The 21,043-nt window shown below is 64.4% G+C and carries 19 protein-coding genes; 9 read left to right on the forward strand and 10 right to left on the reverse strand.

What is annotated here, in order from left to right:
- Positions 1 to 13 precede the first annotated feature (13 nt).
- On the forward strand, positions 14 to 2,440 hold the full coding sequence (locus tag ABI582_RS15330; protein ID WP_442119629.1) for a TonB-dependent receptor: 2,427 nt from the start codon (positions 14 to 16) through the stop codon (positions 2,438 to 2,440).
- Positions 2,441 to 2,478: 38 nt separating this feature from the next.
- Here the strand turns inward: ABI582_RS15330 and ABI582_RS15335 are convergent, their stop codons facing one another.
- The gene (locus ABI582_RS15335) at positions 2,479 to 3,369 is read right to left on the reverse strand and encodes a LysR family transcriptional regulator (protein WP_442119601.1); all 891 of its coding nucleotides are present in this window, start codon (positions 3,367 to 3,369) and stop codon (positions 2,479 to 2,481) included.
- Between the two features lie 102 nt (positions 3,370 to 3,471).
- Between ABI582_RS15335 and ABI582_RS15340 the strand changes: the two genes are divergently transcribed.
- The 5 genes from ABI582_RS15340 to zapE all read left to right on the forward strand — a co-directional run bounded on the left by ABI582_RS15340 (position 3,472) and on the right by zapE (position 8,484).
- Complete coding sequence (locus ABI582_RS15340; RefSeq protein ID WP_442119602.1) at positions 3,472 to 4,551, forward strand: polyamine ABC transporter substrate-binding protein; 1,080 nt, start codon at positions 3,472 to 3,474, stop codon at positions 4,549 to 4,551.
- 25 nt (positions 4,552 to 4,576) lie between these two features.
- Entirely contained in the window at positions 4,577 to 5,542 is a 966-nt protein-coding gene (gene speB / locus ABI582_RS15345; RefSeq protein ID WP_258656059.1) for an agmatinase, read from the forward strand.
- A 203-nt stretch (positions 5,543 to 5,745) separates the two neighbouring features.
- A complete protein-coding gene (locus ABI582_RS15350; RefSeq protein ID WP_442119603.1) occupies positions 5,746 to 6,063 on the forward strand; it encodes a hypothetical protein in 318 nt (105 codons plus the stop codon).
- A 22-nt stretch (positions 6,064 to 6,085) separates the two neighbouring features.
- Complete coding sequence (locus ABI582_RS15355) at positions 6,086 to 7,231, forward strand: PQQ-dependent sugar dehydrogenase (protein ID WP_442119604.1); 1,146 nt, start codon at positions 6,086 to 6,088, stop codon at positions 7,229 to 7,231.
- Positions 7,232 to 7,377: 146 nt separating this feature from the next.
- Positions 7,378 to 8,484 (forward strand): cell division protein ZapE, encoded by a 1,107-nt coding sequence (zapE, locus tag ABI582_RS15360; RefSeq protein WP_442119605.1) that lies wholly within the window; start codon positions 7,378 to 7,380, stop codon positions 8,482 to 8,484.
- Between the two features lie 32 nt (positions 8,485 to 8,516).
- Here the strand turns inward: zapE and ABI582_RS15365 are convergent, their stop codons facing one another.
- The 6 genes from ABI582_RS15365 to trhP form a co-directional block, all read right to left on the reverse strand.
- Positions 8,517 to 9,515, reverse strand: a complete 999-nt coding sequence (locus tag ABI582_RS15365; RefSeq protein WP_442119606.1) for an alpha/beta fold hydrolase — start codon at positions 9,513 to 9,515, stop codon at positions 8,517 to 8,519.
- Between the two features lie 75 nt (positions 9,516 to 9,590).
- Positions 9,591 to 10,028: a YqaA family protein gene (locus ABI582_RS15370; protein ID WP_442119607.1), complete on the reverse strand. Its 438-nt coding sequence runs from the start codon at positions 10,026 to 10,028 to the stop codon at positions 9,591 to 9,593.
- The gene (locus ABI582_RS15375; protein ID WP_338746695.1) at positions 10,028 to 10,456 is read right to left on the reverse strand and encodes a DUF411 domain-containing protein; all 429 of its coding nucleotides are present in this window, start codon (positions 10,454 to 10,456) and stop codon (positions 10,028 to 10,030) included. The genes ABI582_RS15370 and ABI582_RS15375 overlap by 1 nt, the downstream gene beginning before the upstream one ends.
- A 14-nt stretch (positions 10,457 to 10,470) precedes the next feature.
- Positions 10,471 to 11,334: a copper resistance protein B gene (locus ABI582_RS15380; RefSeq protein ID WP_442119608.1), complete on the reverse strand. Its 864-nt coding sequence runs from the start codon at positions 11,332 to 11,334 to the stop codon at positions 10,471 to 10,473.
- On the reverse strand, positions 11,327 to 13,024 hold the full coding sequence (locus ABI582_RS15385) for a copper resistance system multicopper oxidase (protein ID WP_442119630.1): 1,698 nt from the start codon (positions 13,022 to 13,024) through the stop codon (positions 11,327 to 11,329). The genes ABI582_RS15380 and ABI582_RS15385 overlap by 8 nt, the downstream gene beginning before the upstream one ends.
- Before the next feature lie 80 nt (positions 13,025 to 13,104).
- Positions 13,105 to 14,439, reverse strand: coding sequence for a prephenate-dependent tRNA uridine(34) hydroxylase TrhP (gene trhP, locus ABI582_RS15390; RefSeq protein ID WP_442119609.1), 1,335 nt, complete (start codon positions 14,437 to 14,439; stop codon positions 13,105 to 13,107).
- A gap of 133 nt (positions 14,440 to 14,572) precedes the next feature.
- Between trhP and ABI582_RS15395 the strand changes: the two genes are divergently transcribed.
- Together ABI582_RS15395 and ABI582_RS15400 are read left to right on the forward strand one after the other, a co-directional pair.
- The gene (locus tag ABI582_RS15395) at positions 14,573 to 15,637 is read left to right on the forward strand and encodes an AI-2E family transporter (protein WP_016500644.1); all 1,065 of its coding nucleotides are present in this window, start codon (positions 14,573 to 14,575) and stop codon (positions 15,635 to 15,637) included.
- Positions 15,638 to 15,686: 49 nt separating this feature from the next.
- The gene (locus tag ABI582_RS15400; protein ID WP_442119610.1) at positions 15,687 to 17,096 is read left to right on the forward strand and encodes an aminotransferase-like domain-containing protein; all 1,410 of its coding nucleotides are present in this window, start codon (positions 15,687 to 15,689) and stop codon (positions 17,094 to 17,096) included.
- Here the strand turns inward: ABI582_RS15400 and panB are convergent.
- Entirely contained in the window at positions 17,084 to 17,899 is an 816-nt protein-coding gene (gene panB, locus ABI582_RS15405) for a 3-methyl-2-oxobutanoate hydroxymethyltransferase (protein WP_442119611.1), read from the reverse strand. The two genes, ABI582_RS15400 and panB, sit on opposite strands and share 13 nt — an antisense overlap.
- A 247-nt stretch (positions 17,900 to 18,146) precedes the next feature.
- Here panB and ABI582_RS15410 point away from each other — a divergent pair, with 247 nt between their 5' ends.
- A complete protein-coding gene (locus ABI582_RS15410) occupies positions 18,147 to 18,284 on the forward strand; it encodes a hypothetical protein (RefSeq protein WP_442119631.1) in 138 nt (45 codons plus the stop codon).
- A gap of 707 nt (positions 18,285 to 18,991) precedes the next feature.
- On the opposite strand, the gene phnX is transcribed toward ABI582_RS15410, so the two are convergent.
- Positions 18,992 to 19,819: a phosphonoacetaldehyde hydrolase gene (gene phnX / locus ABI582_RS15415; RefSeq protein WP_442119612.1), complete on the reverse strand. Its 828-nt coding sequence runs from the start codon at positions 19,817 to 19,819 to the stop codon at positions 18,992 to 18,994.
- Between the two features lie 34 nt (positions 19,820 to 19,853).
- Positions 19,854 to 20,960: a 2-aminoethylphosphonate--pyruvate transaminase gene (locus ABI582_RS15420; RefSeq protein ID WP_442119613.1), complete on the reverse strand. Its 1,107-nt coding sequence runs from the start codon at positions 20,958 to 20,960 to the stop codon at positions 19,854 to 19,856.
- Positions 20,961 to 21,043 lie beyond the last annotated feature (83 nt).

Consider the following 21,043-nt stretch of genomic DNA (forward strand, 5'->3'; position numbering starts at 1 on the left):
ATTCGTGCCTCTGATGCTCAAGCCCTTGCACCGCCGTCGCGGTTCTTTTCACCACGCCCTGGTGTCCTGCAGTGCCCTGGCCATGCTGGTCGGCCCCCTGCATGTGTTAGCCGCGACTACCGCCGAACAGGCCCAGATGCAGGCTCGCCAAGTCCAGCTCGACCTGCCAGCGCAGCCGCTGGACCAGGCCCTGACCACCTTTGCCGACCAGGCCGGCCTGCACTTGCTGTACACCACAGGAGATGCAGCAGGCTTTGCCAGCCCGGCCATGCACGGCAGCTACAGCGTCGAGCAGGCCCTGCAGCAGTTGCTGGCCGGCAGCGGCATGAGCTGGCACTTCAGCGACGCGCGCACCGTAACCCTGCGCAAGGCCCAGGCAGCGCCCCAGGCGGTTAACCTGAAGCCGATCGAAGTCAGCGTGGCCTCGCGCACCAGCACCGCAATCAGTGAAATCCCCGGTACTGTCTGGGTGGTCGACCAGCAGCAGCTGCGTGAGCAGATCGACAGCGGCGTCAGCCTGAAGGAAGCCATCGGCAAGCTGGTACCTGGCCTGGACCTGGCGCCGGAAGGGCGCACCAACTATGGCCAGAACATGCGCGGGCGCAACGTGCTGGTGATGATCGACGGGGTCAGCCAGAACAGCTCGCGCGGCCTGTCGCGCCAGTTCGACAGCATTTCACCGTTCAACGTCGAGCGTGTCGAAGTGCTGTCTGGCGCCAGCGCCATCTACGGCGGCGGGGCCACCGGCGGTATCATCAACATCGTGACCAAAAAGGGCGAACCCGGCCCGGCGCGTTTCGAGACCCAGCTCGGTGCCAGCAGCGGGTTCAACAACAGCGATGATTTGGCCACCCGCTTTGCCCAGTCGATCAGTGGCGGCAACGAGCGGGTCAATGCCCGCCTGGGTATTTCCGGCGAGCAGAACGAAGCCTTCTACGACGGTGCCGGCGACCAGATCTTCATCGACAACACCCAGACCGACCTGCAATACAACCGCACCATCGACGTGCTCGGCACCCTGGGCTTGCAGTTGAACGACCAGCAGAGCCTCGACCTGTTGGCCCAGTACTACGATTCGGGCAACCACGGCAGCACGGGCATCTACTTCCCCAACCTCAACTACAACGCGCCATCCGACCTGGAAGACGCCGAGCTGCGCAGCGGTTATTCGTCGGACCTGGAGCCGCGTACCCGGCGCCTGTTGCTGAACGCCAATTACCACCACAGCGACGTGCTGGGCCAGGATTTCTACCTGCAGGCCTCGTACCGCAAGGAAGACGACAACTTCTACCCGTTCCCGTACTACAACCGCGCCACGCCCACCGGCTCGCGCGGGGTGTATTTTGCTGCCTCGCAGCAAAACTTCGAGGTCACCAGCCTCAAGGGCCTGCTCGCCAAGCAGTGGGACACGTTGAAGCTGACCTACGGCGTTGACCTTGACCGCGAGCGCTTCAACGCCGAGCAGACCACGTTCAACGCCTTGACCTCGTCCGAGTCGGGCGGCCTTGAGTTGGAAAAGGACAGCAAGGCACCCCGCTACCCCAGCTACCGGGTCGATGGCGTGTCGGTGTACGCCCAGCTGGACTGGCATGCCACCGACAACCTGACGTTCTCCGGCGGTGCCCGTCGCCAGCAGATGGACGTCGACGTCAGCGACTTCAAGGGCGTGCCGGGCGGCAGCAACGATTATCAGGTCAACCTGTTCAACGTAGGCGCCATCTACGACTTCAAGAACGGCCACCAGGTATGGAGCAACTATGGCGAAGGCTTCGACCTGCCAGACCCTGCCAAGTACTACGGCAAGCCGGGCCTGAGCGTGGCCGACAACCCGCTGGCCGGCATCAAGAGCCGCCAGGTGGAACTGGGCTGGCGCTATGCCGACCTGGACTGGGATGCCCAGGCGGCGTTGTACTACATCTGGTCGGACAAGATCATCAACGTCGATTCGCAAACGCTGACGATCAACGTGGAAGAGCAGAAGAGCCGCGACTTCGGCTTTGAAGGTGCGCTGACCCGGCACTTCCAGACAGGCTGGGAAGCGGGCGGTACCCTGCACCTGACCCGCTCCGAGGAAGAGGCTGCCGACGGCGGCTGGAACAAGCGTGATGCCCGCTATGCATCCTTGTCCAAGGCCACTGCATTCGTTGGCTGGAAGGGCGATGGCCGCAGTGCGCGGCTGCAGGCCAACCATGCGTTCAGCCTGAAAGACGATGCCGACCACGAGATCGACGGTTACACCACCTTCGACCTGCTGGGCAGCCAGGACACCGGCTTCGGCACCTTCAGTGCCGGCATCCAGAACCTGCTGGACAAGCAGTACAGCACGGTCTGGGGCCAACGCGCGACGCTGTTCTATTCGCCGACCTACGGCCCGGCGTACCTGTATGACTACCAAGGGCGCGGGCGCACCTACACCCTGACCTGGAGCATGGCTTACTAACCCTTCTCCAAGGCGTGCCCGGCCCTTGTAGGAGCGCATCAGGTAAACGCTACGAGCAAATCCTCGGCAAACGCCTGTTGCGCTTCACCCGTCACCTGTGCCCGATGCCGGGCCAGGGTAAATGGCACCACAAAATCCAGCCCTGGGTTCAACGCCCACAACAACCCTTCCGCCTCCCAGGCGTGCGCGCAGTGGCAGGGCAGGTAACCCATATGCCGCCCCGACAGAATGAACGTCAGCACGCTCTCGATCTGCTCCGCTACAGCCATGCTGTGCCGGCTCTGGAACGGCTCACCGCCTTTGAGAAACCGGTATGGATGGCGCACCTGGTCCATCTCCAGCAACCGCTCAAGCTCAATACCCGATTCGCCGAACAGCACATGCCCCTTGCCGCAATACAGCCGTTGCCGTTCCTCGAACAATGGCTGGTAATCAAAGGCCGCCTGGTTGCCGGAAAAGTAGCTGATGGCGTAATCCAGCCGCTGCTCCAGCAACAACCGCTCCAGCTCCGCCGGCGGTGCACTGATCAGCTCCAGCTGCACTGATTCCTCCCGTGTGCGGAACGCCGCGATGGCCGCCGCCAGTTTCAGGCTCACTGCCTTGTCCTGGTTTTCTGCCATGCCGATGCGCACGGTCCCCAGCAACCGTCCGGCAACACCGTTGGCCTGCTGGCGAAACTGCTCGATGTTCAGCAGCAGCTCACGCGCTGCATCCAGCAGCAACGCGCCTTTCTCCGTCAGGTGAAAGCCACCCTTGCCTCGTCTGCACAGGCGGTAGCCCAGGCGTGTTTCCAGCTGCGCCATGCGCTGGCTGATGGTGGGCTGGCTCAGGCCCAGCACGCCTTGCGCGGCGCTGAAGCCCCCGGCCTCGACTACAGTGACGAACAGCCGCAGCAGGTGCAGGTCGGTATCGTGCACTTGTCCGAGCATTACATTGCTCCTGATGAATGTCAGCTTTGCAAACTTGCAATTCCTGCAATGTAACCCGGCTGGCATGCTCGCGGCATCCACCCATTTGCCGAGGTGTCCGTCATGCGTCGATCATTGTGCCTGTTGTCCCTGTTTCTGGCCCTGCCGCTGCAGGCCGAAGAAAAGGTCGTCAACCTCTACAGCTGGGCCGATTACGTCGCCCCGCAAACCCTCCAGCGTTTCGAACAGGAAACCGGCTACAAGGTGCGGTACGACACCTTCGACACCACCGAGGTGCTGGAGACCAAGCTGCTCACCGGTGGTAGTGGTTACGATGTGGTGGTGCCATCGTCGACCGTGCTGGCCCGGGCACTCAAGGCCAATGCCCTGCAAGCGCTCGACCCCCAGGCCATGCCCGGCTACAGCAACCTCGACAAAGACCTGCTGGCCAAGCTGGCCGAGGCCGACCCCGGCAACCGCCATGCCGTGCCGTACACCTGGGGTACGCTGGGCCTTGGGGTGAATGTGCAGGCCGTGCGCCAGCGCTTGGGCGACGTGCCGCTGGACAGCCTCGACCTGCTGTTCAAACCCGAATACGCCAGCCGGTTGAAGGACTGTGGCATCGCCATGCCCGATTCGCCGCAGGAAGTGATTGGCGTGGCCCTGAACTACCTGGGCAAGGACCCTTACAGCCAGGACAAGGATGACCTGGCCGCCGCGCAGCAGCTGCTGAGCCAGCTGCAACCCTCGATCAGCTACGTCGCCAATGGCCGGCAGATCAGCGACCTGGCCAACGGTAGCGTGTGCCTGGCGCTGACCTACAACGGCGATGCAGCGATGGCGGCCGACCAGGCCCGTCGTGCCAACAAGCCTTTCGAGCTGATCTACCGCATTCCGCGCGAAGGCACGCTGGTGTGGCAGGACAACCTGGTCATCCCCAAGGACGCCCCGCACCCCGAAGCTGCGCGGGCGTTCATCGCCTTCATGCTCAAGCCCGAGTCGGTGGCTGCGCTGACCAACACACTGTTCTTCGCCAACGCCAACCAGGCCGCCACGCCGTTGGTGGACGAGGCGGTGCGTAACGACCCGGACATCTATCCGCCTGCCGAAGTGCGTCAGCGCCTGTTCGCCGACCGCAGCATGGCCCTGGCCGACCTGCGCCAGCGCAACCGCCTGTGGACGGCCTTTCGCACGCGCCAGTGACTGATCACAACCAAGGAGCCCGACCATGGAGCAAGCCGCAAGCAACGACCAGGCGATGACCCGCGACAGCCTGTATGGCACTGCCGCAGAAAGTACCTACGCCGGCATTACCAGTTTCTCCCGCCGCCGCTACAGCCGCGATTTGCGCGGTGTGGATGTGGTGGTCAGCGGAGTGCCGTTCGATACCGCCACCAGCAACCGTCCAGGCGCGCGTTTTGGCCCACGGGCGATTCGCGCCGCCTCGGTGCAGCAGGCCTGGGCCCGGCACTGGCCGTGGGCGTTCGACCCGTTCGACCACTTGGCAGTGATCGACTATGGCGACTGCGCTTTCGACAATGGCACGCCGCAGTCGGTGCCAGACAGTATCGAGGCCCATGCCGCGCATATCCTTGAAGCGGGCTGCGCCATGCTTACCCTCGGTGGCGACCACTTCATCAGCTACCCGTTGCTCAAGGCCCACGCCCGTCGGCATGGCCCGCTGGCGCTGATCCACTTCGATGCCCACAGCGACACCTGGCCGGACGAGGAGGGCAAGCGTATCGACCATGGCACCATGTTCTGGCATGCCGCCCGTGAGGGCCTGGTGGACCCGGCCTGCTCGGTGCAGATTGGCCTGCGTACCACCAATGACGACAGCCAGGGCTTTGCCATCCTCGACGCACGCCAGGTGCACCGTCAGGGCACCGAGGCGGTGATTGCGGCGATTCGCCAGCGTGTAGGTGAGCGGCCGGTGTACCTGACCTTCGACATCGACTGCCTCGACCCGGCCTATGCGCCTGGCACCGGTACGCCGGTGTGTGGCGGGTTGAGCACGGTGCAGGCGCTGGAGATTCTTGGCGGGCTGCGGGGGATCAACCTGGTGGGCATGGACCTGGTGGAGGTGGCGCCGGCTTATGACCATGCCGATATCACAGCGCTGGCGGGGGCGACTTTGGCGATGGAGATGCTGTGCCTGTATGCGGCGCGGCACAGGGTAGACAAGAGCCAGTGATCCGGGGCCGCTTTGCGGCCCATTCGCAGCACAAGGCTGCTCCTACAGGGCCTTGCGTCGCAATAGACTGCAAAGCAGCCCCACGAGCACATACTGAAACATCAGGAATCATCTCCGCCCAAATTCACGCTTTTGTCTCGAACCCCTCGCGCCTTAGGCTATCAAACCCACCAGGCGCGGCATTTTCGTACAGGAGGTGAAGCATGACCCCAACATTGCCCATCCTGGCCCTCGGCCTGGCTTTGTGCCTGCCCGCGCACGCGGCCTTGCAGCAGCCTTTGCAGCTTGCGGCCGGTAACAACAACCCCTACAACAGCCCGATCCAGCGCGCCAACCCCAACAGCCGCCAGGGCAGCATGCCGGCAACGCCCCCGGTGCGCGGCCCGTCCACCGACCCGTACCAGCGCACGCCCAGCCTGGACAACCGCGGCATCGGCAACGGCGACAACCTGCGTCGGCAGCAACAAACCCCAAACCTGGAACCGACCCGGCCGCCCCGCGACAGCACGCGTGCGCCGTGAGCCCATACGAAAGGAATCCTGCATGCCCAGAGCAACCTGGCTAGCCACCCTGACTGCTGCTGCACTCATGCCCCTGCTGGCACAGGCGGCGGCAGAGCAACAGTTTCGCAGCGAAGAAGGCACGTTGACCGTCAGCACCCTGGCGGACGGCTTGCGCAACCCTTGGGCCCTGGCGTTTCTGCCGGGCGGCAAGGACATGCTGGTAACCGAGCGCGCTGGCAACCTGCGGGTGGTCAACGCTGAAGGCAAGGTCGGCCCGCCGATCAGCGGCGTGCCCAAGGTGTGGTCCGAGGGCCAGGGCGGCCTGCTGGATGTGGTGTTGTCGCCGGAGTTCGACAAGGACCGTACCGTGTATCTGTCCTTCGCAGAGGAGGGCAGTGACGGCAAGGCCGGCACCGCCGTCGGCCGTGGCCAGTTGTCCGAAGACCGCGCCCGGCTGGATAACTTCAGCGTGATTTTCCGCCAGCAGCCCAAGCTGTCGGTGGGCAACCACTTCGGCTCGCGCCTGGTGTTCGACCGCGACGGCTACCTGTTCATCGCCTTGGGCGAGAACAACCAGCGCCCTACGGCCCAGGACCTGGACAAGCTGCAAGGCAAGATCGTGCGCATCTTGCCGGATGGCGAAGTGCCCAAGGACAACCCCTTCGTCGGCAAGGACAACGTGCGGCCAGAGATCTGGTCGTTCGGCCACCGCAACCAGCAAGGTGCCGCGCTGAACCCCTGGACCGGCAAGCTGTGGACCCACGAGCACGGCCCGCGCGGCGGTGACGAAATCAACATCCCCGAGCCCGGCAAGAACTACGGCTGGCCGATTGCGACCCATGGCATCAACTACTCGCTGCTGCCGATCCCCGAGGCCAAGGGCAAGCATGTGGACGGCATGGTCGACCCGCACCATGTGTGGGAGAAGTCGCCAGGCATCAGCGGCATGGCGTTCTACGACAGCCCGACATTCAAGGCCTGGGACCACAACCTGTTCATTGGTGCGCTGGCGACACAGGAGCTGATCCGTTTGCAGCTGAAGGGCGACAAGGTGGTGCATGAGGAGCGTTTGCTGGGTGACTTGAAGGCGCGTATCCGCGATGTGCGGGTTGGGCCGGACGGCTACATCTATGTGCTGACCGATGACAAGGACGGCGCATTGCTGAAGGTAGGCCTGGCCGACTGACGCGGTCCCTGTAGGAGCGGCCTTGTGCCGCGATGGGCCGCGCAGCGGCCCCAGGATTTCAGCGTTGCTGCATAGATTGTTGGGGCCGCTCTGCGGCCCATCGCGACGCAAGGCCGCTCCTACAGGGACCTGTGTAGAATGCGGCCATGGCCATCACTCCCCAATCCCTTTACCAGCATGCCCTGAGCACTCAGGGCTACGTCGCCGACCCAGCCCAGGCCCGTGCCGTCGAGGCCCTGCAAGCTTGCTTCCAGTCCCTTGAGCAGGGCCTCCCCACCCAGGGCATCTACCTCTGGGGCCCGGTCGGCCGGGGCAAGACCTGGCTGATGGACCAGTTCCACCGCTGCCTGTGCATACCCAGTCGGCGCCAGCACTTTCATCACTTCATGGCCTGGGTCCACCAGCGCCTGTTCCAGCTCAATGGCACCGCCGACCCGCTGCTGGCGTTGGCCCGGGAGCTGGCCGGGCAGATCCGCGTGTTGTGCTTCGACGAACTGTTCGTCAACGACATTGGCGACGCGATCATCCTCGGCCGCCTGTTCCAGGTGCTGTTCGACCAGGACGTGGTGATTGTCGCCACCTCCAACCAGCCACCCGAACATCTGTACCGCGACGGTTTCAACCGCGAGCGGTTCCTGCCGGCCATCGCCGCCATTGAGCGGAACATGCAGGTACTGCCGGTGACGGGCGAGCAGGACCACCGCCTGCACCCCGGTGCGGAGCGGCAGCGCTACTGGGTGGCAGCGGCAGGGCAGGCCAGCAGGCTGGGCGAGGTGTTCTGCCAGCTCAGCCCGGATCACACGGGTACTGATCAGCCCTTGGTTATCGGCTCCAGGCAGGTGCAGGTCGTGCGGCGCAGCGAGCAGGCTATCTGGTGCCGCTTCATCGACCTGTGCGAACAACCGCTGGCGGCCATGGAATTCATGGCACTTTGCGACCGTTTTCCGGCCATCCTGGTGTCGGGTATTCCGGCGCTGGGCGGTAAGCAGCAGGCCGGTCGCATTGCGCGTGGCACTGAAGATGGTGCGGCGCGGGTGGTGGCAGGCGACCGTGAGCTGCCGGCGCTGTCGCCCAAGGACGATGCGGTACGCCGCTTTATCGCCCTGGTCGATGAGTGCTACGACCGCCGTGTGGCACTGTACCTGGAGGCCGAGGTGCCGCTGGAAGAACTGTATACGCAGGGGTATCTGGCATTCCCGTACCAGCGAACCTTGAGCCGGTTGCGGGAGATGCAACTACAGCGGTTTGGCTGATGAGTGCTGGGGGCCGCAAAGCGGCCCCCGTTTCACTTGGCCAGCCACTCGACCAGGGTACGGTTGAACCGCAGCGGTTCTTCGATCTGCGGCGCATGCCCCATGCCTTCGAACGTGATCAGTTCACCTTTGGGGATCAGCTTGGCAACCTGCGGGCCAAGCACTTCATACTTGCCCAGCTTCGCCTTTACCTCCGGCGGTGCGATATCGCTGCCAATGGCCGTGGTGTCCTTGTCGCCGATCAGCAGCAAGGTCGGCATTTGCAGGTCCTTGAACTCGTGGTACACCGGTTGGGTGAAAATCATGTCGTAGATCAGCGCCGAGTTCCACGCCACCGCTTCATGCCCCGGCCCCTTGTTCAGGCCCACCAGCATCTGTACCCAGCGCTCGTACTCCGGCTTCCAGCGCCCGGCGTAGTAGGTCTTGCGCTCATACTCGCGCACCCCCTCGGCATCCAGCTTGAGCTCGCGGGCATACCACTGGTCGACCGTACGATAGGGCACGCCCAGGGCTTTCCAGTCTTCCAGGCCAATCGGGTTGACCATGGCCAGGCGTTCCACCTGCTGCGGGTACATCAGCGCATAGCGGGTGGCGAGCATGCCGCCCGTGGAATGCCCTAGCACGATGGCTTGCCTGATACCCAGCTGTTCGAGCAAGGCATGGGTGTTGTCGGCCAACTGCTGGAAGCTGTACTGGTAATGCGCGGGCTTGCTGGAAGTGCAGAAGCCAACCTGGTCGGGGGCGATGACCCGGTAACCGGCCTTGCTTAGCGCGTCGATGGTGGTTTCCCAGGTGGCGGCGCAGAAGTTCTTGCCGTGCATCAGCACCACGCTGTGGCCGTTGGCCTGGCCTTGTGGGGGGACGTCCATATAGCCCATCTGCAGGGCCTGGCCCTGAGACTTGAAGTCAAAGTGCTTGAGCGGGTGCGGGTAGCTGAAGCCTTCGAGCTGGGGACCGTAGGTAGGTGGCTCGGCGGCGATGGCCGGGCTGCCGACAAGGCAGGCCAGGGCCAGGGCGGTTGCGCGCAGCATGGGGGCACTCCGTGTAGGGCCGTGTAGGAATAGGCGACTTTAGCAGCCAGGCGTGCGACGGGATCGTGAAAGGTGTTACCAGGCGTGAAACCAGCCCAGGGTAATCATCACCAGCACTGCATAGCGGCCTGCCTTGGCAATTGTCACCAGCAGCAGGAAGCGCCAGAACGGCTCGCGCATGATGCCCGCGATCAACGTCAGCGGGTCGCCGATCACCGGCATCCAGCTGAGCAGCAACGACCACTGCCCCCAGCGCTGGTAACGCTGCTGCGCGCGCTGCAGTTGGGCAGCGCTGAACGGGAACCAGCGTTTGTCGCGCAGGTGCTCGACGGCGCGGCCCAGCAGCCAGTTCACGACCGAACCCAGCACATTGCCCAGGGAGGCCACCAGCAGCAGTGTCGCCCAGGCCTCGGGCTGGCGCAGCAAAAGGCCGACCAGCACGGCCTCCGATTGCAGCGGCAGCAAGGTGGCGGCGCCAAAGGCGCTGAGGAACAGCGCCCACAGGCTGAGCATCAGTAGTTGGCGACTACGGTTTCCTGGCCATCCTGGGTGACCCCGATGACCTGGTAGGCATCCTTGTGGTCACCCATTTCCATACCGGGCGAGCCCATCGGCATGCCCGGCACGGCCAGGCCTTTGAGGTCGTTGCGCTTGGCCAGCAGGCGCACCTGCTCAGCCGGCACATGGCCTTCGACGAACTTGCCGTCGATCACCCCGGTGTGGCACGACGCCAGGCGCGGCGCCACGCCCAAGCGCTGCTTGACCGCGCTCATGTTCGGCTCGACGTGGTCGTTGACGGCGAAACCGTTGTCACGCAGGTGGCTGATCCAGGCCTTGCAGCAGCCGCAGTTGGGGTCGCGGTAGACGTCGATGGTCTCGGCGGCCTGGGCCAGGCCGGTGATGGCCAGCAGGCCCAGGGGCAGTAGGTGTTTGCGCAGCATGGTGGAGCACTCCTTTAGAAACGCAGGCGGACACCGGCAACCAGGCGGGTCTGGCCCAGGTCTTCGCCGTCTTCGCGGGCCTGGTCGGCACGCTTGCCGTGCAGGCGGTTGAAACTGACCCCGACATAGGGGGCGAAGCCACGGGTGATCTCGTAGCGCAGGCGCAGGCCCACCTCGCTGTCGGCCAGCCCTGCGCCTTGCTCGCGCCCGGCGTCGTTGCGGCCGTAGAGGTTGGCTTCCAGGGTTGGTTCCAGTATCCAGCGGTTGGTCAGCAGCATAGCGTAAGCGGCTTCCAGACGCAGCGCGGTCTGTTGCCGCTCGCCGGCGTAGGCGGTGGCCTGCAACTCCACGCCATACAGCGGCGTGCCCTGGATGCCGAAAGCGGCCCAGGCCTGGCCACTGGCAGGCTTGAAGTCCTGGCGTACGCCAGCCACCAGCTCCCACCACGGGCTCACGGCATGGCCCCACAGCGCCTGCAGTTCGGCCTTGTGCGTCTTGCCCTGCTCGCGCTCGCCTTCCGTGCGCAGCCACAGGCGGTCGATATCGCCGCCGACCCAGGCCGTGGCGTTCCAGTTCAGGGCACTGCTGCTCTCGAAGTTCTGGTATTCGAGCTTGTCGACGATCACGGCCCCGTTCAGCGCCCGGTCGTGTACCTGGTGCCCTGGCAGTGGCGGGAAGGCAGCGCGGCGGTCGGCGTCGGTGATTGCAGGCAGGGGCGTGCGCGGCGGGCTGGGCGTAGCCGGGCCATGGCCCATGCTTTCATGGTTCATCTGGCCATGGTTCATGTGCTCCATGCCAGCGGCCAGCACACGTTCACTGGCGAACAGCGTCAGCAGGGCCACGCCTGCCACGACGCTGCGGTTGCGGGTGTCATTCATCGACGCGTACCTCGCGGAACATGCCGGTCTCCATGTGGTAGAGCAGGTGGCAGTGGTAGGCCCAGCGGCCAAGGGCGTCGGCAGTCACCCGGTAGGAGCGTCGGCTGCCGGGCGGGATGTCGACGGTGTGCTTGCGCACCAGAAACTGGCCGTGCTCGTCTTCCAGGTCGCTCCACATGCCGTGCAGGTGGATGGGGTGGGTCATCATGGTGTCGTTGACCAGAGTGATGCGCACCCGCTCGCCGTAAGTCAGGCGCAGCGGCGCGGCGTCGCTGAACTTGATGCCGTCGAACGACCAGGCGAAACGCTCCATGTGGCCGGTCAGGTGCAGCTCGATGTCGCGCGATGGCGTGCGGCCGTCCGGGTCGGGGTAGGGGCTGCGCAGGTCGGCGTAGGTCAGCACGCGGCGGCCATTGTTGCGCAGGCCTATGCCGGGGTCGGCCAGGTTGGCGCGCGGTGCCATGGTCTGCATGTCCACCAGCGGGTTGCCGGTTTCGCTGGCCGGGTGTTGCTGCATGGCTGGCATGGCAGCGTGGTCCATGCCGGCCATGTTGCTGTGGTCCATGCCCGCCATGGCGCCCATGCCGCCGTGGCCCATGTCGTCCATGCTCAGCACCGGGCGCGGGTCGGGTGCAGGCACCGGGGCCTGCAGCCCGGTGGCGCGGGCCAGGGTGCCGCGGGCGAAGCCGGTACGGTCCATGCTCTGGGCGAACAGGGTGTAGGCAGGTTGGTCGCCCACGGTCACCAGCACGTCATAGGTTTCGGCCACGGCAATGCGCAGCTCATCCACGGTCACCGGCTTCACCGGCAAACCGTCGGCGGCGATCACCGTCAGCTTCAGACCGGGTATACGGAAATCGAAATAGGTCATGGCCGAGGCGTTGATCAGCCGCAGACGCACGGTTTCGCCCGGCTGGCACAGGCAGGTGAAGTTGCCCTCCGGCGGCTGGCCGTTGAGCAGGTAGGTGTAGGTGGCGGCGCTGATATCGGCGAGGTCGGTAGGGCTCATGCGCATGCGCGCCCAGGCTGTGCGCTCGGCGACGGTGGGGCTCCAGCCGTTGTCGGCCACGTCGTCGATGAAGTCGCCAACCGTGCGCTTGTGGTAGTTGTACGCGTCGGACTGTTTCTTCAGGGTGGCCATCAGCTGTTCCGGCGCCTGGTCCGACCAGTCGCTGAACAGCAGCACGTGGTCGCGCTGGTAGCGATGCGGTTCGGGTTCGCGTGGCTCGATCACGATGGCCCCGTACACCCCGGCCTGTTCCTGCAGCCCAGAGTGGCTGTGGTACCAGTAGGTACCGCTCTGGCGCAGGGTGAACTGGTACAGGTAGTCGCCGCCGGGTTCGATACCGGCGAAGCTCAGGCCTGGTACGCCGTCCATGTTGGCGGGCAGGAGGATGCCGTGCCAGTGGATCGAGGTGTCCTGGGCCAGGCGGTTGCGCACGCGCAGGGTCACGGTGTCGCCTTCGCGCCAGCGCAGCAACGGGCCTGGCAGGCTGTTGTTGAGGGTGAGTGCGGTGCGCGGGCGGCCGGTGATATTGACCGGGGTCTGGCCGATGAACAGCTCGAAGTGCTGGCCGGCCAGGTCCTGGCCTTCGGCGGCCTGGGCCAGCGGGCGCCACAGCCCCAGGCCCGCCAGTGTGCTGGCGGCGCCCAGGCCTTTGACAAAGGTACGGCGGGTGGGGTTGCGCAACATGGCGTGGCCTCTGTGGGGGAGCCACGATGTTGGCTGAAGGCGCCTGTCAGGCAGCTGAGGCGCACATTACAGCATTGTCAGCTTGCCACCTCGTCGCCGCGCAGGTCGCGCATCAGCAGGGCGTGGTCCAGTGCGACCTGTTCCGGGATGGGCAGGTACACCACATGGCCGTCGCCTGGCGCCACGTCGATGGCCTGCTGCTGGCGGTTGCACAGGCGGTGCAGGTCGAAGTGGTAGTTGCCACGCGGGGTCATCAGCTCCAGGTGGTCACCCACGGCAAAGCGGTTCTTCACCTTTACCTCGGCCAGGCCTTCGACCCGCACGCCGGTCAGTTCACCGACGAACTGCTGGCGCTCCGAGACCGAATTGCCGCGTTGGTAGTTCTGGTATTCATCATGCACGTGACGGCGCAGGAAGCCTTCGGTGTAGCCGCGTTGCGCGAGGGATTCGAGGTTGCCCATCAAGGCGCGGTCGAACGGCCGTCCGGCCATGGCGTCGTCGATCGCCTGGCGGTACGACTGCACGGCACGGGCGCAATAGAAGTGCGACTTGGTGCGGCCTTCGATCTTCAGCGAATGCACGCCCATGTCGGCCAGGCGCTCGACGTGCTGGATGGCGCGCAGGTCCTTGGCGTTCATGATGTAGGTACCGTGTTCATCTTCGAACGCCGGCATTTCGGTGCCGGGGCGGTTGCTTTCCTGCAGCAGGAAAACCTGCTCGGTAGGGGCGCCCAGGCCAAGGGTGGGCTGCACTTCGCGCACGATGTCGCCGGTGGCGTTCTCGGTGGCCGGCGTGGCGTCGTACTTCCAGCGGCAGGCGTTGGTGCAGGTACCCTGGTTGGCGTCACGCTTGTTGAGGTAGCCCGACAGCAGGCAACGGCCGGAGTAGGCCATGCACAGCGCGCCGTGGACGAACACCTCCAGCTCCATGCCCGGTACCTGCTGGCGGATTTCCTCGATCTCTTCCAGGGACAGCTCGCGCGACAGGATCACCCGGCTCAGGCCCAACTGCTGCCAGAACTGCACGCTGGCCCAGTTGACTGTGTTGGCCTGCACCGACAAGTGCACCGGCATCTGCGGGAAGTGCTGGCGTACCAGCATGATCAGGCCAGGGTCGGACATGATCAGCGCGTCCGGCGCCATGTCGATGACCGGTGCCAGGTCCTTGAGAAAGGTCTTGAGCTTGGCGTTGTGCGGGGCGATGTTGACCACTACGTAGAAGCGCTTGCCCAGGGCATGCGCCTCCTGGATGCCCAGCGCCAGGTTGGCGTGGTCGAATTCGTTGTTGCGCACCCGCAGGCTGTAGCGCGGCTGGCCGGCGTAGACCGCGTCGGCGCCGTAGGCAAAGGCGTAGCGCATGGTCTTGAGGGTGCCGGCGGGGGCCAGCAGTTCGGGCTTGGCGGTAAGGTTCATGTGCGCACCGGGGCAAAAAGGCCGGGATGCTAGGGGCGATGGACAAGGCGCGTATTGATTTGCGTCAAGTGAGCGCGGCACTTTTGCCCGAGTGCCATGCACTAATCTCTCACAAGCCATGAGAGGAACTGCAATGAACGAAACCGCGTTACAGAACAAAGCCCTGGCAGTACTCCTGGCGCTGGTGACCATTGCCTTCTTCTGGATCCTGTTGCCGTATTACGGCGCAATCTTCTGGGCGGTGATCCTCGGCATCCTGTTCGCCCCGCTGCAGCGCCACCTGCTGATCCGCTTCGGGCGGCGACGCAACCTGGCCGCGGCCACGACCACGCTGGTATGTCTGCTGGTGGCGATCCTGCCGGTGATCATCACCAGCGCGCTGCTGGTCCAGGAGGGCGCCACGCTGTACCAGCGCATCGAAAGCGGGCAACTGGACATTGCCGGTTACGTCGAGCACGGCAAGGACCTGCTCCCGGCATTCGCCCAGCATGGCCTGGACAACATGGGCATGGGCAACCTCGACGGGTTGCGTGACAAGATCACCAAGTGGGCAACCCAAGGTAGCCAGGTATTGGCCAGCCAGGCGTTCAGCTTTGGTCAAGGCACGTTCGAGTTCGTGGTCAGCTTTGGCATCATGATGTACCTGCTGTTCTTCTTTCTGCGCGACGGCCCGGAAGTGGCCCGCCGGGTGAGGCAGGCCGTACCGCTGCCCGAGCATCAGAAGCGCCGTTTGCAGCTGAAGTTCAACCGTGTGGTGCGGGCGACGGTGAAAGGCAACGTATTGGTGGCCATTACCCAAGGGGCGCTGGGCGGGTTCATTTTCTGGGTGCTGGATATCCCCAGCGCACTGGTGTGGGCGGTGCTGATGGCGTTTCTGTCGCTGCTGCCGGCGGTGGGTGCGGGCATCGTCTGGGCGCCGGTGGCCGCGTATTTCCTGCTGACCGGTGCGATACTGCCGGGGATTATCCTGACCGCGTTCGGGGTGCTGGTGATTGGCCTGGTAGATAACGTGCTGCGGCCGATTCTGGTGGGCAAGGATACGCGCATGCCGGACTACCTGATCCTGGTGTCGACGCTGGGTGGGCTGGCAGTATTCGGGCTCAACGGCTTCGTGATCGGGCCATTGATCGCGGCGCTGTTCGTGTCCAGTTGGGCAATCTTTGCCGCAACCAAGCCGCAGGTGCAATTGCCACAGTAGGGGTTTACCAACGCGCCAGGGTTGGGTTCAATGCGTCACAGTCGCCGCCATGGACAACAGTCAGATCGACAAGCCCAGCTACACCTACCAGGCGGTCTACCGCTACTTGCTCGACAGGATCGAGGCAGCACCCTGCGATGTGGAGCAGCGCTTGCCGTCGCTGCGCGAGCTGGCCCAGCGCCTGAGCGTTTCGGTATCCAGTACCAAGTACGCCTATGCGCTGCTGGAAGACGAAGGGCGGGTGTATGCCCGGCCCAAGCAGGGCTACTTCAGCCGATCCCGCGCGCCCACCATGCGTGGCCAGCATTCACCGAGCCTGCTCGACACAGTTTTCGCCAGCGCCCGTCAGCCGGGCATGCTGGCCCTGGGCAGTGATGCGCCGGCCATGTTGCTGTCGCTGCAACAGCCGTTACTGATGATCGAGCGCGAACTGGCGCGCCAATACCCGCACTCGTTGGCACCGTTGTTCCAGCCGTTCGGTGAGCCCGAGTTGCGCAGCGTGCTGGCCGACCGCTACACCCGCTCGGCGCAGCATTACTGGAGCGCCGATCAGGTGTTCATCGGCGCGGACCTGCGCAGCATCCTAGAGTTGTCGTTACGCGCCCTCGACCTGGAAGGCCAGGTGGCGCTGGTGGAGTCGCCCTGCAACTGGGCGGTGCTGAGGCAGTTGCAGGCTGCGCGCATGACCATTATCGAAGTGCCACTGGGTGATGACGGGCGTTTCGACCTGCAGCAGTTCCACCGGCTGCTGTGCGATCAGCCTGTGCGCCTGGCAGTGCTGTCGTCGGCGGCCAACGTGCCGCAAGGTGGCTTGATGCCCGCGGCGGACAAACAGCAGATTTGCCGCTGGCTGGCCGAGCACGCGGTGTGGCTGTTTGAAAACGATGGCTACGGCGAGTTGTGTTTCCACGCGTCAGCGCCGCGCTACCGGGACTTCGCCGACCCTGAACGGCTGCTTGTGTTTTCGACCTTCGACAAGCTGATCGGCGCAGAGGCGCCCTTTGGCTATCTGCTGTGCCGGCAGCATAACCAGCGGTTGCAGCAGCTGTTTCTGGAACGTGCTTTTCGCTTGTCACCGATTCGCCAAAAGGCCATCGCCAGGCTGTTCACCTCGCGCCGGGTCGAGCTGCATGTACAGCGCTTGCGGCCCATGCTGCGCCAACGCCTGCAGCAGATGAACGCGCTACTGGACGTTCACGGTCAGGGCTGCCTGCGCATCACCGAGCCCCAAGGCGGGGCCAGCCTGTGGTTGCAGGCGACCCGGCCGGTGGATATGCGCCGGGTCTTCGAGCGGTTGCTGGCGCAGCGCATCGTCATTGCCCCCGGGGAGCTTTTCAGCCAGTGTGGCCTATGGCGCAGCCACCTGCGGCTGTGCTGCACAGTGGACTGGAGCAAGAATATTGCCTTTGCACTGCAATGCCTGGTCGAGGCGATTCAGGCCGAAGCTCAAACCCCGTAGCAGTGGTGCAGGGCAGGGAACGCCCCGTCGCGCACTTCGCCTGCATAGCGGGTGCAGGCCTCGCGAATCACCTGGCCGACGTCGGCATACTGCTTGACGAAGCGTGGCACGTGGTCCCCCCCCAGCCCCAGCAGGTCTTCGGTGACCAGCACCTGGCCATCGCAGGCGGGTGAGGCGCCAATGCCAATGGTCGGTTTGTCGCTGGCCTGGGTGATGGCGCGGGCCACGGGCTCCGCCACCCCTTCGAGCAGCAGGCTGAAAGCCCCGGCGTGCAGGTTGGCCTGCGCATCCGCCCGCAGCGCTGCCGCGCTGTCCGGGCTTAGCCCCTGGGCCTTGTAGCCGCCCATGGCATTGACGAACTGCGGCATCAGCCCGATGTGCGCCATGATCGGGATACCCCGTGCGACCAAAAATTCGACGGTGCTCGCCAACGCCTGGTTGGCCTCCAGCTTGAGCGCGTCGCAGCCGGTGCTGGCCAATACCTGGGCGCAATTGCGAAAGGCTTGTTCGTGGGATTCCTGGTAGCTGCCAAACGGCATGTCGGCGACCACGCAGGCCAGGCGGGTGCTGTCGACCACGGCGCGGGTGTGGGCGATGGTCTCGTCCAGGCGCATGCCCAGGGTGGACGGGCGGCCGTAGCCGACCATGGCCGTGGAATCGCCGACCAGGATGAAGTCGACCAGCGGGTCGATCACCCGGGCAATGGAGCTTGAGTAGGCGGTGAGCGAAACGATCTTCTGCCGGCCTTTCATGGCTACCAGTTGCGGGACGGTGAGGCGGCAGGTGCGGGTATGTGTGCTCATTGGGGGCTGGGCATCTCAGGACAGGGATGGCCCATTTTGGGAACTTGCAGCGGCAACTCAATGTACAGATCCAGACTGAAAAGCGACCCAGGTTACCTGCTTGATCCGCCCGGCTTTGTAGTCTTGTGTGGGCGCGGCCTTGTGTCGCGATCGGGCCGCAGAGCGGCCCCTCGGATTCAGCAAAAAGGGCTGGATTGCTGGGGCTGCTGCGCAGCCCGATCGCGACACAAGGCCGCTCCACAAGGACATGGCCATTCAGACCGATTGTGCCATTGCCGGCAAAAGTGCCATGGTGGATATCCGCACCGGTGAGCAGACCATCCTCGATTACCTGATCCAGCCGCTGAACCGGGCCAAGGAGGCACGGGTTCAAGTCATGCTGTAGGAGCAGCCTTGTGCTGCGAAGAGGCCATAGCTGGCGAAGATAATCTTTTGCCTTGCCGGCCTCTTCGCAGCACAAGGCTGCTCCTACAAGGAAATGGCCAGCCTGAGCGATTGGGCCATTGCCGGCAGAATTGCCATGGGGGATATCCGCACCGGTGAGCAGACCATCCTCGATTACCTGAGCTAGCCGCTGAACCGGGCCAAGGAGGCACTGGTTCAAGTCATGCTGTAGGAGCAGCCTTGTGCTGCGAAGAGGCCATAGCTGGCGAAGATGATCTTGTGCCTTGCCGGCCTCTTCGCAGCACAAGGCTGCTCCTACAAGGAAATGGCCAGCCTGAGCGATTGGGCATTGCCGGCAAAATTGCCATGGGGGATATCCGCACCGGTGAGCAGACCATCCTCGATTACTTGATCCAGCCGCTGAACCGGGCCAAGGAGGCACTGGTTCAAGTCATGCTGTAGGAGCAGCCTTGTGCTGCGAAGAGGCCATAGCTGGCGAAGATGATCTTTTGCCTTGCCGGCCTCTTCGCAGCACAAGGCTGCTCCTACAAGGACATGGCCAGCCTGAGCGATTGGGCCATTGCCGGCAAAATTGCCATGGGGGATATCCGCACCGGTGAACCATTTGATACGGCCAAGCTTTTCAGCGCTGAACACCTCGGAAAAGCTTGACCGCCAACAGAGTATCTACAGGCCTTACGCACGGCTTCAGAAGGCTTGTGGCATCTCGCCTTTGGCCAGGCGCCGGTTGATGTCGGCAATCACTTCGGGCAGTTCGTTGATGGTGTCGATCAGGTAGTGCGGGCGCGAGCCGGCAAACAGCGCATGGATGCGCTGGCGCTCGCTTTCCAGCTGCTCGGCGCTCAGCGCCCGGAAGCCTTCCCAGGTCAGCCCCAGCGCGTTGCCCGAGCACACCAGCGCCACGGTCCACATGCCGGCACGGCGGCCTTCGAGAATACCCGGTACGGTATCGTCGACCTTCACGCAGGCCGCCACATCGTCAATGCCCAGTGCAATCACGTTGGCCAGGGCCTGGGCCGGCCATGGTCGGCCGTTAGGGGTTTCGTCGGTGGCCACCACGTGGTCGGCCACGTAGCCGTTCTGGGCCGCCAGTTCCACCACCTTGTCCATCACCACCTTCGGGTAGCCCGAGCACGAGCCGATCTTCAGGCCGTCCTGGCGCAGCCCGGTGAGGGTGTCCAGCGCACCGGGGATCAGTGCCGAGTGCACGGCGATCTTCTCGATCTGCAGCGGCATGAAGCGGTTGTAGATGGCGGTGACGTCATCGTCGGTCGGCGTGCGGCCGAACACCTTGCGGTAGCGCTCGGCAATGTCCGGCACGTCGCACAGGGTGCGGATGTGGTCCCATTTGCCCATGCCCATCGGGCCACGGGCTTCTTCGATGGACACTTGCACGTCGAACTCGGCAAAGGCCTCGACAAAGATCTGGGTGGGGGCGAAAGAGCCGAAGTCGACCACGGTGCCGGCCCAGTCGAGGATGGCGGCTTGCAGCTGGGGGGGGTTGCTGTAGTTCATGTGCGCTAATTCCTGAATTCGGGTGGGCAAAGGGTCAGATGTCCAGCACTTCCATTTCCCGCAGCACTTCGGCCACAGCATTCACGGCGGCCTGCATGCCATCGGCACCGACCACGCCAATGCAGCCGACGCGGAAGGTTTCGACCTGGGTCAGCTTGCCCGGGTAGAGGATGAAGCCCTTGGCCTTGACCCGCTCGTAGAAGTCCTTGAACTGGTAGCGAGGATCGTTTGGTGCGTGGAAGGTGACGATGATCGGCGCCTGGATGTCGGCTGGCAGGAAGCTGCGCAGGCCGATGGCGGCCATGCCGTCGAGCAGGGTCTTGCAGTTGTCGGCATAGCGTTGGTGGCGCGCAGGCAGGCCGCCTTCTTCGTTGTATTGCTGCAGTGCTTCGTGCAGGGCCGCGACCACATGGGTGGGCGGGGTAAAGCGCCACTGCCCGGTCTTGGCCATGTAGGCGTGCTGGTCGTACAGGTCCATGGCCAGCGAGTGGGCATTGCCCTCTGCGGCAGCCAGGGCTGTTTTTTCGGCGAAGACGAAGCCCATGCCGGGTACGCCTTCCAGGCACTTGCCGGAGGCGGCGATCAGCGCTTCGAAGGGGATTTCGCGGGCATCGATCGGCAGCGCGCCGAACGAGCTCATGGCATCGATGATCAGGCGCTTGCCGTGGCGTTTGATCACCTGGGCGATCTCGGGCAGCGGGTTGAGGATGCCGGTGCTGGTTTCGCAGTGGATCAGTGCCACGTGGGTCACGGCCGGGTCGGCAGCCAGCAGCCTGTCGACATCAGCGGCAGTGGTGGGCTGGTCTTCGGCGGTTTCGAAGGTGCTGTAGGTGCGGCCCAGCACTTTGCAGATCTTTGCCAGGCGCTGGCCATAAGCGCCATTGATCAGCACCAGGACCTTGCCGTCGCGTGGCACCAAGGTACCGATGGCCGCTTCCACGGCAAAGGTGCCGCTGCCTTGCAGGGGCACGCAGTGGTGGTTGGCGGTGCCCTCGATGATCGCCAGCAGTTGCTCGCAGACGCTGGCCGTCAGCTGGTTGAAGTCACGGTCCCAAGAGCCCCAGTCCACCAGCATGGCTTGGCGGGTGCGGATTGATGTGGTCAGGGGACCGGGGGTCAGCAAGATAGGGGCGTTGCTCATTCCGTTTTTCCTCACAAGCGGTGGAGTGAAACTACGGGGCCTAGGTTGCAATTCGGGCTGCCATCAATCAAATTGTTTGTTGT

Origin of the sequence: Pseudomonas sp. SAS7, assembly GCF_052112345.1 — a bacterium.
In the GTDB taxonomy this organism is placed as follows: domain Bacteria; phylum Pseudomonadota; class Gammaproteobacteria; order Pseudomonadales; family Pseudomonadaceae; genus Aquipseudomonas; species Aquipseudomonas putida_Q.

What these genes read in the sequence shown, in the direction of transcription:
- ABI582_RS15330 (WP_442119629.1), top strand. Translation starts at nt 14, where the DNA reads ATGCTCAAGCCCTTGCACCGCCGTCGCGGTTCTTTTCACCACGCCCTG.
- ABI582_RS15335 (WP_442119601.1), bottom strand. Translation starts at nt 3,369, where the DNA reads ATGCTCGGACAAGTGCACGATACCGACCTGCACCTGCTGCGGCTGTTC.
- ABI582_RS15340 (WP_442119602.1), top strand. Translation starts at nt 3,472, where the DNA reads ATGCGTCGATCATTGTGCCTGTTGTCCCTGTTTCTGGCCCTGCCGCTG.
- speB (WP_258656059.1), top strand. Translation starts at nt 4,577, where the DNA reads ATGGAGCAAGCCGCAAGCAACGACCAGGCGATGACCCGCGACAGCCTG.
- ABI582_RS15350 (WP_442119603.1), top strand. Translation starts at nt 5,746, where the DNA reads ATGACCCCAACATTGCCCATCCTGGCCCTCGGCCTGGCTTTGTGCCTG.
- ABI582_RS15355 (WP_442119604.1), top strand. Translation starts at nt 6,086, where the DNA reads ATGCCCAGAGCAACCTGGCTAGCCACCCTGACTGCTGCTGCACTCATG.
- zapE (WP_442119605.1), top strand. Translation starts at nt 7,378, where the DNA reads ATGGCCATCACTCCCCAATCCCTTTACCAGCATGCCCTGAGCACTCAG.
- ABI582_RS15365 (WP_442119606.1), bottom strand. Translation starts at nt 9,515, where the DNA reads ATGCTGCGCGCAACCGCCCTGGCCCTGGCCTGCCTTGTCGGCAGCCCG.
- ABI582_RS15370 (WP_442119607.1), bottom strand. Translation starts at nt 10,028, where the DNA reads ATGCTCAGCCTGTGGGCGCTGTTCCTCAGCGCCTTTGGCGCCGCCACC.
- ABI582_RS15375 (WP_338746695.1), bottom strand. Translation starts at nt 10,456, where the DNA reads ATGCTGCGCAAACACCTACTGCCCCTGGGCCTGCTGGCCATCACCGGC.
- ABI582_RS15380 (WP_442119608.1), bottom strand. Translation starts at nt 11,334, where the DNA reads ATGAATGACACCCGCAACCGCAGCGTCGTGGCAGGCGTGGCCCTGCTG.
- trhP (WP_442119609.1), bottom strand. Translation starts at nt 14,439, where the DNA reads ATGAACCTTACCGCCAAGCCCGAACTGCTGGCCCCCGCCGGCACCCTC.
- ABI582_RS15395 (WP_016500644.1), top strand. Translation starts at nt 14,573, where the DNA reads ATGAACGAAACCGCGTTACAGAACAAAGCCCTGGCAGTACTCCTGGCG.
- ABI582_RS15400 (WP_442119610.1), top strand. Translation starts at nt 15,687, where the DNA reads ATGGACAACAGTCAGATCGACAAGCCCAGCTACACCTACCAGGCGGTC.
- panB (WP_442119611.1), bottom strand. Translation starts at nt 17,899, where the DNA reads ATGAGCACACATACCCGCACCTGCCGCCTCACCGTCCCGCAACTGGTA.
- ABI582_RS15410 (WP_442119631.1), top strand. Translation starts at nt 18,147, where the DNA reads ATGGCCATTCAGACCGATTGTGCCATTGCCGGCAAAAGTGCCATGGTG.
- phnX (WP_442119612.1), bottom strand. Translation starts at nt 19,819, where the DNA reads ATGAACTACAGCAACCCCCCCCAGCTGCAAGCCGCCATCCTCGACTGG.
- ABI582_RS15420 (WP_442119613.1), bottom strand. Translation starts at nt 20,960, where the DNA reads ATGAGCAACGCCCCTATCTTGCTGACCCCCGGTCCCCTGACCACATCA.